The 15,977-nt window shown below is 31.0% G+C and carries 16 protein-coding genes; 12 read left to right on the top strand and 4 right to left on the bottom strand.

Going from position 1 to position 15,977, the window contains the following annotated elements; translation table 11 throughout:
- Nucleotides 1-8: 8 nt before the first annotated feature.
- The 3 genes from yaaA to dnaA form a co-directional block, all read right to left on the bottom strand.
- Complete coding sequence (yaaA, locus tag DWX74_RS09460) at nt 9-221, bottom strand: S4 domain-containing protein YaaA (RefSeq protein WP_118549730.1); 213 nt, start codon at nt 219-221, stop codon at nt 9-11.
- A gap of 277 nt (nt 222-498) precedes the next feature.
- Nucleotides 499-1,605, bottom strand: coding sequence for a DNA polymerase III subunit beta (dnaN, locus tag DWX74_RS09455; RefSeq protein ID WP_118549729.1), 1,107 nt, complete (start codon nt 1,603-1,605; stop codon nt 499-501).
- 324 nt (nt 1,606-1,929) lie between these two features.
- Complete coding sequence (dnaA, locus tag DWX74_RS09450; protein WP_243411973.1) at nt 1,930-3,279, bottom strand: chromosomal replication initiator protein DnaA; 1,350 nt, start codon at nt 3,277-3,279, stop codon at nt 1,930-1,932.
- A 720-nt stretch (nt 3,280-3,999) separates the two neighbouring features.
- Between dnaA and rpmH the strand changes: the two genes are divergently transcribed.
- The 12 genes from rpmH (at nt 4,000) to DWX74_RS09390 (ending at nt 14,569) form a co-directional block, all read left to right on the top strand.
- Nucleotides 4,000-4,134, top strand: a complete 135-nt coding sequence (rpmH, locus tag DWX74_RS09445) for a 50S ribosomal protein L34 (protein ID WP_118549727.1) — start codon at nt 4,000-4,002, stop codon at nt 4,132-4,134.
- Between the two features lie 74 nt (nt 4,135-4,208).
- Nucleotides 4,209-4,556: a ribonuclease P protein component gene (rnpA, locus tag DWX74_RS09440; protein WP_118549726.1), complete on the top strand. Its 348-nt coding sequence runs from the start codon at nt 4,209-4,211 to the stop codon at nt 4,554-4,556.
- A gap of 22 nt (nt 4,557-4,578) precedes the next feature.
- Nucleotides 4,579-4,821 carry a membrane protein insertion efficiency factor YidD gene (gene yidD, locus DWX74_RS09435; RefSeq protein ID WP_330415680.1) on the top strand — a complete coding sequence of 81 codons (243 nt, stop codon included), beginning with the start codon at nt 4,579-4,581 and terminating at the stop codon, nt 4,819-4,821.
- Between the two features lie 25 nt (nt 4,822-4,846).
- Nucleotides 4,847-5,554: a YidC/Oxa1 family membrane protein insertase gene (locus DWX74_RS09430; RefSeq protein ID WP_118549724.1), complete on the top strand. Its 708-nt coding sequence runs from the start codon at nt 4,847-4,849 to the stop codon at nt 5,552-5,554.
- Nucleotides 5,526-6,152: an RNA-binding cell elongation regulator Jag/EloR gene (gene jag, locus DWX74_RS09425; RefSeq protein WP_118549723.1), complete on the top strand. Its 627-nt coding sequence runs from the start codon at nt 5,526-5,528 to the stop codon at nt 6,150-6,152. Before DWX74_RS09430 ends, jag begins: the two co-directional genes overlap by 29 nt.
- A gap of 127 nt (nt 6,153-6,279) precedes the next feature.
- On the top strand, nt 6,280-7,659 hold the full coding sequence (mnmE, locus tag DWX74_RS09420) for a tRNA uridine-5-carboxymethylaminomethyl(34) synthesis GTPase MnmE (RefSeq protein WP_040410704.1): 1,380 nt from the start codon (nt 6,280-6,282) through the stop codon (nt 7,657-7,659).
- Between the two features lie 137 nt (nt 7,660-7,796).
- Nucleotides 7,797-9,686, top strand: coding sequence for a tRNA uridine-5-carboxymethylaminomethyl(34) synthesis enzyme MnmG (mnmG, locus tag DWX74_RS09415; RefSeq protein ID WP_118549722.1), 1,890 nt, complete (start codon nt 7,797-7,799; stop codon nt 9,684-9,686).
- Complete coding sequence (gene rsmG, locus DWX74_RS09410; protein WP_118549721.1) at nt 9,679-10,404, top strand: 16S rRNA (guanine(527)-N(7))-methyltransferase RsmG; 726 nt, start codon at nt 9,679-9,681, stop codon at nt 10,402-10,404. The genes mnmG and rsmG overlap by 8 nt, the downstream gene beginning before the upstream one ends.
- A 40-nt stretch (nt 10,405-10,444) precedes the next feature.
- Nucleotides 10,445-11,251, top strand: a complete 807-nt coding sequence (noc, locus tag DWX74_RS09405) for a nucleoid occlusion protein (RefSeq protein WP_118549720.1) — start codon at nt 10,445-10,447, stop codon at nt 11,249-11,251.
- A 195-nt stretch (nt 11,252-11,446) separates the two neighbouring features.
- Nucleotides 11,447-12,718: an O-acetylhomoserine aminocarboxypropyltransferase/cysteine synthase family protein gene (locus DWX74_RS09400; protein ID WP_006440957.1), complete on the top strand. Its 1,272-nt coding sequence runs from the start codon at nt 11,447-11,449 to the stop codon at nt 12,716-12,718.
- An 11-nt stretch (nt 12,719-12,729) separates the two neighbouring features.
- Nucleotides 12,730-13,650: a homoserine O-acetyltransferase MetA gene (gene metA, locus DWX74_RS09395; protein WP_118549719.1), complete on the top strand. Its 921-nt coding sequence runs from the start codon at nt 12,730-12,732 to the stop codon at nt 13,648-13,650.
- A 139-nt stretch (nt 13,651-13,789) separates the two neighbouring features.
- A complete protein-coding gene (locus DWX74_RS09390; protein ID WP_286164310.1) occupies nt 13,790-14,569 on the top strand; it encodes a ParB/RepB/Spo0J family partition protein in 780 nt (259 codons plus the stop codon).
- A 225-nt stretch (nt 14,570-14,794) separates the two neighbouring features.
- Here DWX74_RS09390 and DWX74_RS09385 read toward each other — a convergent pair whose 3' ends face one another.
- A complete protein-coding gene (locus tag DWX74_RS09385) occupies nt 14,795-15,430 on the bottom strand; it encodes a GerMN domain-containing protein (protein WP_118549717.1) in 636 nt (211 codons plus the stop codon).
- Nucleotides 15,431-15,977: the final 547 nt, after the last annotated feature.

Genomic DNA, 15,977 nt, shown 5'->3' with positions numbered 1-15,977 from the left:
ACTCTCCTCTATTCTGCTACAACTTTTATCATTTCGCCTTCAACCTCGATAACATCTCCGTCAAAAAGCTTTTTACCTCTTCTTGTTTCAATTTCTCCATTAACTTTTACAAGCTCTTCTGCTATAAGAAATTTAGCATGCCCACCTGTAGATGCTATATCTGCAAGTTTAAGTGCTTGATCAAGTTTTATGTATTCAGAATCTATTTTGATTTCTATCATACTCGATCCTCCTTTAAAAAATATAAACGGTAAATCATAATATACCTAATTATATAATTATACCATATTTTTAAAATTTATTCACTATTGACTAAAATAGCCTTGTTTATATATATTGCCCTTTAAACTCGATTTAATAGCCTTATAATTATATTTTTATATACTACCTCGAGCATGTTAATTATAAAACATATGTTCTTGAATTTTTTAAAATAAAAGCAGCTAAAATAAATTAATTTTTTAGCTGCTTTTTATAAACTTTGTAAAATTTTATCTATTACATATTAGAAGACATTCTTACAGGAAGAAGTAGGTAAGTATAGTCTATTTCATCGACTGGTTTTACTATACAAGGATTTACATTTGTTGTAAATTCTATGTATATTTCTTCGCTGTCTATATATCTAAGACCTTCCATTAAATATCTCGAGTTGAAAGCTATATCTAAGTATTCTCCTTCAAGCTCTAATGCAACTTCTTCATAAACATTACCTCTATCAGTATTTGAAGTTATAACCATTGCGTCATCTCTTATAGATAATTTTATAAGGTTATTTCTTTCTGACTGAGAAAGAAGTGATGCTCTTTCTATACTGTTTAAAAGTGCTTTTGATTTTAATTTTATTCTAGAATTATATTCTTTGGGAAGAAGTCTACTATAATCTATAAAATCTCCTTCTAATAATCTAGTTACTACCTTTGTATCTCCTAGCATAAATACGGCATTTTTTTCAGAGAATCCTACATTTATGCTTCCTTCACCTGTCATCAAACTATTTATATCTACTAGTGTTTTTCCAGGTATTATAACTTTTATATCTTTTGTAAAACTGTCTATAGGGCAACTTCTAACTGCTAATCTATATCCATCTATAGCAACAAGACTTGCTTTTCCGTTTTCAGCTTCTAAAAGCTCTCCCATTAAAACAGGTTTTGTCTGATTCTGAGATATAGCAAAAGATGTCTGTTTTATCATATCTTTTAGTAATTCCTGAGGAATAGAATACATTTCACTTTCTTCTACATCTGAAAAGGCTGGATATTCTTCTGCTGAGTGTCCTTTTATAGTAAATCTAGAATTTTCACAGTAGATATGTACATTGTTATTTGCATCAGTTTCTATCTGAACAAATGAATCAGGTAATTTTCTAACTATGTCTCCAAATAGTTTTGCATCAAGTACTATTTTTCCATCTTCTTCTATTTCAGATTGAACAAAAGTTTCTATTCTTATCTCTGCATCAGATCCAGTAAGTTTTAAAGCTCCATTCTCAGTTGATAATAGGATACCTTTTAATAGCTCTATTGTAGTTCTGCTGTTTATAGCTTTTTGAACTATACCTATCTTTTGAGATAATATTTTCTGATTGCATATAAGTTTCATTTTTTTCCTCCTTAGTTGTTTTGTGGATATCTTTTTTACCCTTAAAACTAAATAAATATATAAGAAACTTAGTAGTAATAGTAATAGGGGCTGTTATTAATGTTGATAATGTCGATAGGTGTTTAAATTTCAATAAAAAAACCTGTAGATAGTTTGTGAATATCTCTCTTAATAATAGCTGATTAAAATGTTGATAAAATATGGATAAAAGTTATTAACATTTTATTCTATATTTATCAACAAGAATAATGTTGATAGATTTTATCAACATCATGTATTAAAAATCTACTTTTATCTACTATAGCATCGTTTCGATATTTAATTTTATCCTTTTAAATCATTTATTATTTTTTCAACCTTTAATTTTAGGTCTATGTTTTCTTTTAAGTCTTTACTTATCTTATCGCAAGCATGTATTACAGTAGTATGATCTCTTCCGCCAAACTCTTCTCCTATTTTAGGTAGAGAAAGATCTGTTAAATCTCTAGATAAATACATTGCTATCTGTCTAGGATATGCTATTGCTCTAGTTCTTTTTTTAGAATTGAAGTCTTCCATTTTTATATCAAAAACTTCAGCTACTTTTTCTTTGATTCTAACTACATTGATTTCAGATGTATTATAAGATACGATTATATCCTTTAATGCTTCAGTTGCTACTTCAAGAGAAACTTTCTTTTTAGTAAGTGAAGAGTAGGCCATTACTCGAGTAAGCGCACCTTCAAGCTCTCTTATGTTGGATTTTACATTTTTAGCTATATAATCAGTTACCTCATCTGGAACCTCAGTATTGTCCATCTGTGCTTTTTTTCTAAGTATTGCTATTCTAGTTTCAAAATCTGGTGGCTGAATATCAGTTATTAGACCCATTTCGAATCTAGATCTAAGTCTTTCCTCTAGTGTAGGTATATCTTTTGGCGGTCTATCACTAGAGATTATTATCTGTTTGTTTGCTTCGTGAAGAGTATTAAATGTATGGAAGAATTCTTCCTGAGTTCTTTCTTTACCAGCTATAAACTGGACATCGTCTATTAAAAGAACATCTACATTTCTATACTTATTTCTAAATTCTTCGTTTTTATCGTCCTTTATAGAGTTTACAAGCTCATTTGTAAATTTTTCAGAAGAAACATATACAACCTTTTGAGTGCTATCTGCTTCTAATATATGATGCCCAATAGCCTGCATAAGGTGAGTTTTACCAAGACCAACACCTCCGTAAAGGAATAGAGGGTTGTAAGATTTTGCTGGAGATTCAGCTACTGCAACACATGCAGCATGGGCAAAACTATTACTGTTTCCTATAACAAAAGTATCAAAAGTATACTTTGGATTTAGATTGCTTTCATATTTAGTAGGAGCCTTTGGAGTTTTTGCTACAGAGTCTTTAGGATTTGAATCCATCTCTTTCAGTATAGAATCCATTTCTTTTTCATTATCTAAAACTACTATTTTTATATCTTTAGCAGTTACTTCTTTTACAACACCAGCAAGTATAGAGCTGTATCTGTTGTTTAAAATATCTTTATTAAAATCGCTGTTAGCACAAAGATATAATGTATCGTTGTGTAATAAAAGTGGCTTTACAGTAGCAAAAAATGCTTTAAAGGCTGCAGCTGAAACTTCACCTTTTAAAATTTGAAGTACTTTTTCCCACAGAGAATTGATGTCCATATTTGTATCCTCCAATTTCCGTTGCTTAGTTTTCAACATTATTATCAACAAATTTTGTGTGGATATTAAAAAAATATATAATATGTTGATATTGCTGAAATATTGTTGATAAATGTCATATAAAATAAAAAATGGATGTGAGTAAAAAAAATATAAACAATACTGTTTATATAGTTATAAAGGTTTTAAACACATCTAAAATATTGAAATAATAACGTTTTTTGATGAGTAATTAAAATTTATACACAGACATATCCACAGACTGTGCATAACTGTTGATATGTTAATAACATTTATCAACATAATTAACAAGTATTATTATAATATCAGAATAACAATGAAACTTCAATAACTTATCCACAATATAAAATCTTAAAAAATATATTTTATCAACAAATAAATTTTAGAAAAATTTATTTCATTTTTTGTTGAAGAAAATGTTTATAAAAAAGGGGTTGAAAGCTGTCGGTGTATTTTGGTAATATAAAGGAAACTTTTAAATATTTGAGTTGAAATCTTATACAAATAAAAGAGGTAGATTTATAAGTGAAAAGTTATATTAAATAGATATATTAATATTGTAAAAATTCTTTAGTGTAACTTGAAAAATTCGTTGACAACAACCATTAAAGTAATTATAATAATATGTGTTATGTTTACTTTGAGGGTAAAAGTATATTTTTTATAAATGGAAATTAATGTGAAAGGCGGTGCTATAGAATGAAAAGAACTTATCAACCAAAGAAAAGACAGAGAAAAAAAGAACACGGATTCAGAAAAAGAATGAAATCTGCTAACGGAAGAAACGTGTTAAGAAGAAGAAGAGCTAAAGGAAGAAAGAGATTAACTCATTAATTAAAAAAGGCCGCTTATAGAGTGGCTTTTTTTGTAAAATTTATCGAGTTAAACTGTGTTTATTGGAGGAAATTATGGAATTTAATAACACTAAAGGTATTAGGAAAGACTACGAATTTAGAAAAATATATAAACACGGTAAATCTTTTGCAAATAAATATTTAGTAGTCTATATATTAAAGAATAAAACTGATCAAACTAGAATCGGTATTTCTATATCTAAGAAGGTAGGAAATGCAGTAACTAGAAATAGAATCAGAAGACTTATAAAAGAGACCTATCGATTAAACATCGATGAAAATATAAAGAAAGGCTACGACTTAGTATTTATTTCCAGAGTAGCTGCTAAGGATGCAACTTATAAAGATATTGAAAAAGCAATGAATCATTTAATGAGAAAAAATAAGCTTTTAAATGAATAGGAGGTCCTATAGATTGGATAAAATAAGGAACTATATAGATAAAATCGGAAAACTTCTTACAAAGGGATGCATAGCCTTAGTTAGATTTTATCAAAAATATATATCACCTTTAAAAGGTCCAACATGTAGATTTTATCCTACCTGTTCTCAATACTCTATAGAAGCATTTAAAAAATATGGATTTTTAAAGGGATTATATTTGACAATAAGAAGAGTTTCAAAATGTCACCCTTTCCATCCAGGTGGTTACGATCCATTGAAGTAAATCTATTTTGTAGGAGGTACAAGAAGTGACCAACTTAATAGGAAAATTATTTGGAAACATTCTAGGGGCAATATATAGCTTTACAGGAAGCTACGGTATAGCAATTATACTATTCACTTTCTTAGTTAAATTACTATTAATGCCACTTACAATTAAGCAGACTAAATCTACTGTTGCAATGCAGGAGATAACACCAAGAGTTAATGAAATACAGGAAAAATACAAAAACAATCCTGAAAGACAGAACAAAGAAATAATGGAACTATATCAGAAAGCAAACATAAATCCTATGGCTGGATGTTTACCTTTACTTATACAGTTCCCTATATTAATAGGATTATTCAACTTATTAAAAGATCCAGTAGGTCTAGGAGCATTTGCTAGTCAGGCTGCTTTCCAGCAGGCTAATGGACCATTCTTATGGATGAACAACTTAACAGACCCTAATGCTATATTAGCTATATTATCTGGGGCAAGTGCATTCATAATGCAGAAAATAATGACTCCAAAAGAACAGCTTAATGGTCAGATGAAAATGATGACTTATATGATGGCAGGTCTATCATTCTACTGGGGATTCATATTCCCTGCAGGGCTTACTTTATACTGGACAATAAGTAATGTATTCGCTATATTACAGCAGGTAATAGTAACAAAACCTCTAAAAGCTAAGTTTGAAGCTGATATGAAGGAGGCTAGTAAAAATGGCAAAAAAAATAAAAATAAAAAGTAAATCACAGGAAGAAGCTGTAAAAAAAGCCCTTTTAGACCTTAATGTATCAGAGGAAGATATAGAAATTGTTGAGCTAGAAGCTCCAAGCAAAGGATTCCTAGGATTTATAGGATCTAAAGAAGGTCTTTATGAAATAACTGTTATAGAAAGAGAAACAGACGTTGCTAAGTCATTTATAGAAACACTTCTAAAAAATGCAAAAGTAAATGCCGATGTAGAAGTTAAACAGGAAGACAACCTTATAAAAGTAAATATAAAAGGCGATGAAGCAGCTTGCTTAATAGGTAGAAGAGGAGATACTCTTGATTCTATCCAGTTCTTAACAGGACTAGCTTTAAACAAGATAAACAAAGATTCTCATACTAGAGTTCTTGTAGATATAGAAAACTACAGAGAAAAAAGAGAAGAATCTTTAATAAGATATGCTAATAAAATGGCTAGAGAAGTAGCTAAAACTAAAAAAACAAAAAAACTTGACTATATGAACCCATACGAAAGAAGAATAATACATTCAGCTCTTCAGAACGACAGATATGTTATAACATATAGTGAAGGAACTGATCCATATAGAAGATTAGTAATAGAATACAAAAGATAGTTAAATAATCGCAAAGCGAGAAATTTTTCTGTTTTGGGAAATAAAATTTTACCTCCTATGTTATAGGAGGTTTTATTTTTGGTATAATAGTATATATATTTTTTAAAAGCGCAAAGAGGTGATAAATTTGTTTATAGATGATACAATAGCAGCGATTGCAACAGCGCCTGGAGAAGGTGGAATCGGAATAATAAGAATAAGTGGACCTAAATCGCTAGAAGTTGCTGAAGAAATATTCTTCTCAATGTCTGGAAAGAAAATTTCAGAATATCCAGCTAGGACTTTAATCTTCGGAAATATTAAAGACGGAGATAAAAAAATAGACGAGGTTTTAGTTGCATATATGAAAGGGCCAAACTCTTACACAGCAGAAGATGTTATAGAAATAAACTGCCATGGTGGATTTATTTCTGTAAAAAGAATACTAGAACTAGTATTATCTAAAGATGTAAGACTTGCAGAAGCTGGAGAATTTACAAAGAGAGCATTCTTAAATGGAAGAATAGACCTATCTCAGGCAGAAGCGGTAATAGACGTAATAAATGCAAAAACAGATAAGGCACATGAAGTAGCAGAAAACCAGCTTGATGGATCTCTATCTAATAGAATAAGAGAATTTAGAGAAAAAGTAACTGAGCTATTAGCACAGGTTGAAGTTGCTATAGACTATCCAGAAGAAGATATAGAATTTATAGCATATACTACTCTAGAAGAAAAAACTAGAGAATTAAATAAAGATATTAAAAAATTATATGAAACATCAGAAAGCGGAAAAATATTTAGAGAAGGTTTAAAAACTGTAATAGTTGGGAAGCCAAATGTTGGTAAATCATCTCTTCTAAACAGTATTCTTGGTGAAAATAGAGCAATAGTAACGGATATACCAGGAACAACTAGAGATGTTATAGAAGAATTTGTAAATATAAAAGGAATACCACTAAAAATAGTGGATACTGCTGGTATAAGAGAAACAGACGATGTTGTTGAAAAAATAGGTGTTGAAAAATCAATGGCATCATTTGATACAGCAGACCTAATAATAATGGTTGTAGACTCTTCATCAGAACTATCTGAGGAAGATAGAGAAATATTAGAAAAAGTACAGGGTAAGGAAACTATACTTCTACTTAATAAAACTGACCTACCTCAGGTAATAGACGAAGAAGAAGTTAAAAAATACGTAAATGAAGAAAATATAATAAAAATATCAGCGCTTCACAATGAAGGTATAGAAGATGTACACGACAGAATAGAAGCTATGGTTTATAAAGGAGATATAAAGAGCTCCTCAAATGTTATAATAACAAACTCTAGACATAAAGATGCACTTTATAGAGCTATGAAATCTGCAGAGGATGCGATGAGAGCAATAGAAGATAGAATGCCTCTAGATTTTGTAGAAGTTGATTTAAAGAATATATGGGATTATCTTGGATATATAAACGGAGATACAGTAAGTGAAGATTTATTAGACAATATATTCCATAATTTCTGCATAGGAAAATAATTATTATAAATAAATAAAGTAATTAAAAAATACGGGCTAAATTAGTCTTTTATATAAAGGTTTTTCATGGAACATATGTAGAACAAAATGTAATGAAATATTATGACGTACAAATTATATGAGAAAGGTGGAAAAAGATGAGAAAATTTGAGGCTGAAAGCTATGATATCGTAGTTGTCGGTGCTGGACATGCTGGATGTGAGGCAGCACTTGCATCTGCAAGAATGGGACATAAAACAGCTATGATAACAATGTCATTAGATTCTATAGCAGCACTTGCCTGTAACCCTTCAATAGGTGGAACAGGAAAAGGGCATTTAGTTAGAGAAATAGATGCACTTGGTGGAGAAATGGGTCTAAATATAGATAAAACATTTATCCAGAGTAGAATGTTAAATACTGCAAAGGGGCCAGCTGTACATTCTCTAAGAACTCAGGCAGATAAATTTAGATACCACGAAGAAATGAAAAAAACTATAGAAAATCAGGAAAATCTTGATTTAATAATGGATGAAGTTGTAGAAATAGCTCATGACGGGCAGAATGTTACAGGTGTAATAACTAGAATGGGTGCTATATACAGAACAAAAGCTACAATACTTGCTACAGGAGTATATTTAAACTCAAAAATATTTATAGGAGAGGTATCATTTAATGAAGGTCCAAATGCATTAGGATATGCAGCATATCTAACAGATAGTTTAAAAGAACTTGGACTTAGAATGAGAAGATTTAAAACAGGAACGCCTTGTAGAGTACATAGAGATAGCGTAGATTTTTCTAAAATGGATAGACAGGATGGGGATGCAAAAATAGTTCCGTTTTCATTTATGAACGATAAAATAGAAAGAGAACAGGTTCCATGTTACCTAACTAGAACTACTGCCGAAACAAAACAGATGATAGAGGAGAATATAAAAAGATCTGCAATGTATGGTGGAGAAATAGAAGGCGTTGGACCTAGATACTGTCCATCAATAGAAGATAAAATAGTGAGATTTTCAGACAAAGAAACTCATCAGATATTTATAGAACCAGAAGGATTAAATACAAAAGAAATGTACGTTCAGGGACTTTCTACAAGTTTACCTTTTGAAATACAGAAAGATATGTATAAAACTGTATTAGGTCTTGAAAATGTAAAAGTAATGAGACCTGCTTATGCAATCGAGTATGATTGTATAGATCCAACTCAGTTAAAATTAAACCTTGAAATAAAAGGTGTAGAAAACTTATTCAGTGCAGGACAGTTCAATGGAACATCAGGGTATGAAGAAGCTGCAGCACAGGGATTAATAGCTGGGATAAATGCAGTTAGAAAAATAGAAGGAAAAGAACCATTTACACTAGATAGATCAGAAGCATATATAGGTGTTCTTTTAGATGACCTTGTAACTAAAGGAACTAATGAGCCTTATAGAATGATGACTTCAAGATGTGAATATAGATTATATTTAAGACAGGACAATGCAGATATGAGACTTACAGAAAAAGGATATGAAATAGGTCTTGTAACTGAAGAAAGATATCAGAAATACTTAGCTAAAAAAGAAATGGTAGAAAAAGAATTTGAAAGATTAAAAGAAGTTAGAGTAACTCCAAAAGAATCAAATGAAGTAATGGAAGCTCATGGATTTGCTAAGCTAAACGTAGGATTATCTTTATATGAATTCTTAAAAAGACCAGAAGTTGATTATGCATTAATAGACGAACTTGGCAAAGGTGCTGGTGATGATGTACCTGATTATGTAAAAGAACAGTGTGTAATAGTCACTAAATACGAAGGCTATATAGATAAACAGTTAAAACAGATAGACCAATTTAAAAAGCTAGAAAGCAAAAAATTAAGCGAATCAATAAACTACTCTGAAATAGAAGGATTAAGACTAGAAGCTAGACAGAAACTAGATGCAATAAAACCAAACTCTGTTGGTCAGGCATCGAGAATATCTGGAGTTTCTCCAGCTGATATCTCTGTACTTCTTGTATACCTTGAACAGATGAGAAGAGGTAAGAAAAATGACTAATGTAAATAGAGAGCTATTAAAAAATGGAATAGAAGATTTTGGTTTAACAGCAGACGATAAAACATTAGATAGATTTAGAATGTATAGAGAACTTCTTGCTGAATGGAACCGGAAAATGAATCTGACAGGAATAGACGACGAAAAAGGAACATATATAAAACACTTTTTAGACTCAGTATCTGCTGTAAAAGGTGGATATATAAAAGACGGAATGTCTATAATAGATGTAGGAACAGGTGCAGGATTCCCTGGGGTTCCATTAAAAGTGTGTTTAGAAAATACAAAAGTAACTCTACTAGATTCTTTAAACAAGAGAATAAACTTTCTTCAGGAAGTATGTAATCAGTTAGAGCTTGAAGATGTAGAATTTATACATGGTAGAGCAGAAGACTTTGGAAAAAATCCAGAGTATAGAGAACAGTACGATATAGCTACAGCTAGAGCAGTTGCTGGACTTCCAATATTAATGGAATTCTGCGTACCATTTATAAAAGTTGGAGGATACTTTGTATGTTTAAAAGGACCTAATGCCGATTTAGAGCTTGAAGAATCTAAAAAAGCTATGGAAGTTCTTGGTATAGAATTTGTCGAAAAGCTAGATATAAAGCTGCCAGAAACAGATTTAAATCACAACATACTAGTATTCAAAAAAGTATCTGAAACACCTTCAAAATATCCGAGAAAAGCTGGGAAACCAGTAAAATCACCGATAAAATAATTTCCCGGAAAATAATTCTATAAAGTAAGAGAGGATAATTATGGGAGAAAAAAAGATAATAGAAGTATCAATAGACAGCATATTACCAAATCCATATCAGCCTAGACTTCACTTTTCAGATAGTGCATTAAAAGAATTGGCTGATTCTATAAAGGTGCATGGAATTATACAGCCTATAACTGTTAGAAAAAAAGACGACCATTACGAAATAGTTGCTGGTGAAAGAAGATTTAGAGCATCTAAATTAGCTGGACTTGAAAAAGTTCCAGTTATAATAACAGATATGGACGATGAAGCATCTGCAGTTGTTGCAATGCTTGAAAACCTACAGAGAGAAGACTTAGACTACTTAGAAGAGGCTATAGGCTATAGCAACTTAATAAAGGAATATGGATTTACACAACAGCAGCTTGCTGAAAAACTGGGAAAAAGTCAGTCTACAATAGCCAACAAGATAAGACTTCTAAAGCTTCCTGAACGTATAAGAAACGAAGCTATGGAAAAAGGATTATCAGAAAGACATACAAGAGCACTTCTAAAGCTTTTAAAATTAGATGATGAGGTAATAATTAGAAAAGCAATAGATAAGATATCTAAAAATCAGATGACAGTTAAAAAAGCTGAAGCTATGATAAAAGATATTTTAGATAATCCTAAAGAAGAGCCTAAAGCAGAAGAAGAGCCACCTAAGAGAAATATGAAGGCTATGATAAATATGAGAATATACCTAAACACTATAAAGCAGGCGTATGATATGATAAAAAATACTGGAATAGATGCCCAGTACAAAGAAGTTGAAAAAGACGACTACGTAGACGTAATTGTTAGAATACCAAAAAGAAAATAAATAAAAATAAAAAGTAACTATGAAAGTATTATTTTGTAGTTACTTTTTTTATGGAATTTATGCGATAAAAATTTCAGATAAAAAATAAAAAGAGGATATTGTATTTATAAATCTGAAAATTATAATTGACATTGTCAGAAAAATAATATATATTTTAATTTTATAAATATTCAAATTTAATAGGAGGAATTTAAAATGACAGGAATAGAAACAAAATGTGTACAATCAGGATACAAACCAGGAAATGGAGAACCAAGACAGCTTCCTATATACCAGAGTACAACTTTTAAATACGATACAAGTTCAGATATGGGTAAATTATTCGACCTTGAATCAGATGGATATATGTATTCAAGACTTGCAAACCCTACATGCGATTTTGTGGCAAAAAAAATAGCTGACCTTGAAGGTGGAACAGCGGCAATGCTTACAAGCTCAGGTCAGGCAGCAAACTTCTTTGCAGTATTCAATATAGCTGAAGCTGGAGATCATATAGTTTCATCAGCTACAATATATGGTGGAACATTTAACCTTTTCTCTGTAACAATGAAAAAAATGGGAATAGATTTTACATTTGTATCACCAGATTGTACAGAAGAAGAACTTAACCGGGCATTCAGACCAAATACAAAAGCGGTATTTGGTGAAACAATAGCAAACCCTGTACTTACAGTACTTGATATAGAAAAATTTGCAAAAGCAGCACATGCACATGGTGTTCCTCTAATAGTAGATAATACATTTGCTACACCTATAAACTGTAGACCTTTTGAATGGGGAGCAGATATAGTAACTCACTCTACAAGTAAATATATGGACGGTCATGCATCTGCAATAGGTGGATGTATAGTTGATTCGGGAAAATTTGACTGGACAAAATATCCTGACAAATTCCCTGGACTATGTACTCCAGATGAAAGTTATCATGGTGTTACATATACAGAAAAATTTGGTATAGAAGGAGCATTTATAACTAAATGTGTGGCTCAGCTTATGAGAGATTTCGGCTCAAATCAGCAGGCACAGATTGCATACCTTCTCAACATAGGACTTGAAAGTCTTCATCTAAGAGTAAAAAGACATTGTGACAGTGCACTTAAGGTAGCAAAATTCCTTGAAGAAAACGAAAATATAGCATGGGTAAATTATCCTGGACTTGAAAGCAATAAATACTATGAAACAGCAAGTAAATATCTTCCAAATGGAAGCTGTGGAGTAATAAGCTTTGGTGTAAAAGGCGGAAGAAAAGCTGCTGAAGAATTTATGGGAAAACTTAAAATAGCTAATATAGAAACACATGTTGCAGATTCTCATACATGTTGTCTTCATCCAGCAAGCTCAACGCACAGACAACTTTCTGATGAACAGCTTGTAGATGCAGGAGTTTCTGCGGATCTTGTAAGACTTTCAATAGGACTTGAAGATCCGAAAGATATAATAGAAGATTTAAAACAGGCACTTTTATAGGGGGTGTTTATATGCCTATAAAAATACCGGATGCACTTCCAGCAGCGAAGACGCTAAAAGAAGAAAATATATTTGTAATGACAGAAAAAAGAGCTATAACTCAGGATATAAGACCGCTTAGAGTTGTAATTCTGAATCTGATGCCTAAAAAAATAGAAACAGAAACACAGATATCAAGACTACTTGGAAATTCTCCAATACAAGTAGAACTTGAACTTATAGCTACAAAAAGTCATACATCAAGAAATACACCGATAGAACATATGCTGTCATTTTATAAAACATTTGATGATATAAAAGACCAGAAATTTGACGGTATGATAATAACAGGAGCTCCGGTTGAGATGATGCCTTTTGAAAAGGTGGATTACTGGGATGAACTGTGTGAAATAATGGAATGGTCTAAAAAGAACGTACACAGTACGTTCCATATATGCTGGGGAGCACAGGCTGGGCTTTATTATCACTATGGTATAAATAAAAAAATACTTCCTCAGAAGATGTTTGGGGTATTTCCTCATAAAGTTGAATTCAAAAACTCTACGCTTTTCAGAGGATTTGACGACACATTCTATGTACCTCATTCAAGACATACAACAGTAAGCAGAGATGATATAGAAAAAGAGCCGAAACTAGATATACTTTCTTCTTCTGATGAAGCTGGGGTATATGCAGTTGCTACAGAGTCTGGAAATCAGATATTCATAATGGGACATTCAGAATACGATGCGGTAACTCTGGAAGCTGAATATCTGAGAGATAAAAATGCAGGACTTGAGATAGCGGTTCCAAAAAACTACTATCCCAATGATGACGATACAAAACAACCTATGGTAACATGGAGATCTGGTGCAAATCTTCTTTATTCAAATTGGCTTAATTATTTTGTATACCAGACAACTCCTTACGATATAAACAAAGTTAGAGTATAATTAAAAAATTGAATAAATGTCAAAAAATAAGGATATGGAAACATATTCTTATTTTTTAATTTATTAAAAAAATAGATATAAAAAAATAGGCTTAGGTTATATAATATAAGATAACAAATATTAAAGGAAGATGATAAATATGAAAGAGATTGAAATATATAAAATATATCCCAATAAAAATCAGCCTAGAAAGAATTTTGATGAAGAAAAAATACAGGAATTAGCTGACTCAATAAAAAAATACGGATTATTGCAGCCAATAATCCTAAAGGAAGACTCAAATGGAGAATATATGATTATCGCTGGAGAGAGAAGATTCACAGCTTGCAAAAAACTAGGAATGAAAAAAATACCAGCTATAATAAAAGATGTTTCATACGAGGAAATAGATAAATTGGCGATAATAGAAAACCTACAGAGAGAGGATTTAAGCCCTGTTGAAGAGGCAAAAGCGTATAAAAGACTTATAGAAAAATACAACCTTACACAGACACAATTATCCGAGTCTGTAGGAAAGAGCAGACCGTATATAACAAATAGTATGAGATTATTAAACCTTTGTGAAAAAGTGCTAGATATGCTAGATAAAAATGAAATAAGTTCTGGACATGGGAAAGTGCTTTTAAGAGTAGGGGATAAAGAAGAACAGGAAAGACTTGCAAAAAAAATTGTAAGGGATAAACTTTCTGTACGTCAGCTTGAGTCTATAGTCAATAATATGCAAAACAAGGAAAAGAAAGAAAAAAGCAAACCTGTATATGAAAAGGATCTATTTGTACTTCAAGCAGAGGACACTATGAGAAATATACTAGGTACTAAGGTGAATATAACTAAGGGTAAAAAGAGCGGAAAGATTGAAATAGAGTACTATAGTGATGAAGATTTAGAAGCTATAATAAATATGCTTTTAGGAGAATAAAAAAAGTGTAGCCCTTCTGGCTAAGAAAGGGCTACACCTCGAAACGTAAACTATAAAAAAGTATCGACTACCTAACGATAAATAGTCAATAGAACATATTATACCATAAAAGAAAAAAATTGGAATACTATAAAATCAATTTAAACTAAAATTAATTTTTAACAAATAAAAAAGGTCACCCTAAATGGATGACCTTATATTTTATGTACTTAAAATATAAAATATTTAATTTTCATCAGCTTCAACATCTTCGCCAGTACCCTGATTTAATCCAGTTCTCTGTGGTTTTAGATAATCGCCTTTACCTAATACTATATGACCACTTTCATAATCTCCACCGTCAACTGTAATCTGTAGCTGCTCGATATCAAAGTTTTCTATAAATGTCTGAGCAACTGCGTCTAACATTAAAGACTCTGCACTACTTCCTAGATTAGAATTAACAAATTCTTTACTGACATCTAATACACCAGTTTCTACACCATCAGCTTCAGTTATATCAAAGCTGTTCATTTTTGCATCTTTAGGTATAACTCCTAGATTCTGTAGGCTTTCAAATACCTGTTCTGGAGTTTCTTTCTTACCATCGATTCTATTTTCTATTAATTTTTCATTATCTAAATCGTAGTTGTATACTATTATACTTTCTTCAGCTTCTTCTTCGTTTTCTAATTTGTCTTTATCATCTTTGTCCTCTTTTTTATCGTCTTTATCGTCAGTTTTGTCAGTAGTTTCCTGCTGAGTCTGAGGTTTTTTGTCCTTATCTTCTGTTTTGTTACCACTATCAGTTTTACTACATCCCACAAAAGCTACTGCTAATGCAAGAACTAGGGCAAGTGATGTTAATTTTTTTATTTTCATAATACTTTCCTCCTAAATTAAAAATACATTAGAATTATATTTTGAACGGCGAATATAGTTCACCAAATTCAATTAAGTATTTGGATTAGTTATATTATACTACACTTTGAAAATATAGAGGCTACAAAAGGATTACAACGGATTTGGATAAATGTTCTCATTAATGAAGAAGTTGTAACCTAAAAGTATATACTATGAAAAAATTGTGATGAGTTTCTATAGAAAATTCAAAATGGGAATATAGAAAAAATCTATAAAAAGTATATCACTATATATATTTAGATGTGATAAAATTAAAAAGTAAAATAAATTAATTTTTTAAAGGGAGCAACTATATAGTTGTTAAAAATATAGTCAAAAATATACATATATAGACAAATATATTTTTACAAAAAGCTCCCTACATTCATAAAGAGTGTAGAGAGGCGAGAAATCGCCCAAAACTCCTTTAATTGCTGGAAGTTCCTAAAGCTAGTTAAACTACAACGTAGAATTGAAAGATATTCAAGCGTGAATGTTGCGAAAGCAGAAAAAATTAACTAGATGG

Origin of the sequence: Peptoclostridium sp. AF21-18 (genome assembly GCF_003478825.1) — a bacterium.
In the GTDB taxonomy this organism is placed as follows: domain Bacteria; phylum Bacillota; class Clostridia; order Peptostreptococcales; family Peptostreptococcaceae; genus Peptacetobacter.
The sequence above is the reverse complement of the archived record's forward strand: the minus strand, read 5'-3'. Positions and strand labels throughout refer to the sequence as shown.